This window comes from Acinetobacter sp. YH12135 (genome assembly GCF_013418565.1).
Lineage (GTDB): Bacteria > Pseudomonadota > Gammaproteobacteria > Pseudomonadales > Moraxellaceae > Acinetobacter > Acinetobacter towneri.
In genome coordinates this window covers 1-1992 of sequence record NZ_VPBU01000047.1, presented here as the reverse complement: position 1 = coordinate 1992, position 1992 = coordinate 1, and the positions used below count along the sequence as shown (strand labels likewise).

Annotated in this window: 2 rRNA genes; both read right to left on the bottom strand. The window is 50.7% G+C overall.

The window, feature by feature from the left end:
• Positions 1 to 8 precede the first annotated feature (8 nt).
• Positions 9 to 123 (bottom strand): 5S ribosomal RNA (rrf, locus tag FTU70_RS14210).
• A 191-nt stretch (positions 124 to 314) separates the two neighbouring features.
• Positions 315 to 1992, bottom strand: a 23S ribosomal RNA gene (locus FTU70_RS14205); the annotation flags it as partial.

The following is a 1992-nucleotide window of genomic DNA, read 5'->3' as shown; positions in this document are numbered from 1 at the left end:
GAATAATGAGCTGGCGATGACTTACTCTCACATGGGTAACCCCACACTACCATCAGCGCGAAGAGGTTTCACTTCTGAGTTCGGGAAGGGATCAGGTGGTTCACTCTTGCTATGGTCGCCAGCACAACTGTTTACGGAGACTTGCATTGGTCTTATTCACGACTGTGATGCACTGCGTTTTCCGAATCTGTAACAGATTGGGCTGTATTGGGTCTGAATTTTATTGTTTAGCGTTAACTAAATCAAGATCAGTCTGAATTGACTGATTGGATTTGAATCGATTGAGCATACAACCCCAACTGTTTGGGTGTTGTATAGTCAAGCCTCACGAGCAATTAGTATTGGTCAGCTTCACATATCGCTATGCTTCCACATCCAACCTATCAACGTCGTAGTCTTCAACGGCTCTTTAGGAGGCATAAAGCCTCGGGGAAATCTTATCTTGAGGTAGGCTTCCCGCTTAGATGCTTTCAGCGGTTATCCCTTCCGAACATAGCTACCCGGCGATGCGACTGGCGTCACAACCGGTACACCAGAGGTTCGTCCACTCTGGTCCTCTCGTACTAGGAGCAGATCCTCTCAAATTTCCAGCGCCCACGGTAGATAGGGACCGAACTGTCTCACGACGTTCTAAACCCAGCTCGCGTACCTCTTTAAATGGCGAACAGCCATACCCTTGGGACCTGCTTCAGCCCCAGGATGAGATGAGCCGACATCGAGGTGCCAAACACCGCCGTCGATATGAACTCTTGGGCGGTATCAGCCTGTTATCCCCAGAGTACCTTTTATCCGTTGAGCGATGGCCCTTCCATACAGAACCACCGGATCACTAAGACCTACTTTCGTACCTGCTCGACTTGTGGGTCTCGCAGTTAAGCGCGCTTTTGCCTTTATACTCTACGCGTGATTTCCGACCACGCTGAGCGCACCTTCGTACTCCTCCGTTACTCTTTAGGAGGAGACCGCCCCAGTCAAACTACCCACCAGACATGGTCCTCGTCCCGGATAACGGGACAGAGTTAGAACCTCAACATTACCAGGGTGGTATTTCAAGGACGGCTCCACTCGGACTAGCGTCCAAGTTTCAAAGCCTCCCACCTATCCTACACAAGTAAGGTCAAAGTTCAATGTCAAGCTGCAGTAAAGGTTCACGGGGTCTTTCCGTCTAGCCGCGGGTACACCGCATCTTCACGGCGAATTCGATTTCACTGAGCCTCTGCTGGAGACAGCGCCGCCATCATTATGCCATTCGTGCAGGTCGGAACTTACCCGACAAGGAATTTCGCTACCTTAGGACCGTTATAGTTACGGCCGCCGTTTACTGGGGCTTCGATCAAGAGCTTCGCTTACGCTAACCCCATCAATTAACCTTCCAGCACCGGGCAGGCATCACACCCTATACGTCCACTTTCGTGTTTGCAGAGTGCTATGTTTTTAATAAACAGTTGCAGCGGCCTGGTTTCTGAGGCTGTCGACAGCTCAAGGAGCGAGTCCTATCACCATCAACAGCGTACCTTCTCCCGAAGTTACGGTACCATTTTGCCTAGTTCCTTCAGCAGAGTTCTCTCAAGCGCTTTGGTCTACTCGACCTGACCACCTGTGTCGGTTTCGGGTACGATTCCAGTGTAACTGAAGCTTAGAGACTTTTCCTGGAAGCAGGGTATCAGCCACTTCACTGTACAAGTACAGCTTGCTATCAGATCTCAGCATAGAGCACCCCGGATTTGCCTAAGATGCATGCCTACTTCCTTTCACCTGGACAACCAACGCCAGGCTGACTTAACCTTCTCCGTCCTCTCATCGCATTACACTGAAGTATTGGAATATTAACCAATTTCCCATCGACTACGCCTCTCGGCCTCGCCTTAGGGGTCGACTCACCCAGCCCCGATTAACGTTGGACTGGAACCCTTGGTCTTTCAGCGAACGGGTTTTTCACCCGTTTTGTCGTTACTCACGTCAGCATTCGCACTTCTGATACCTCCAGCAGCT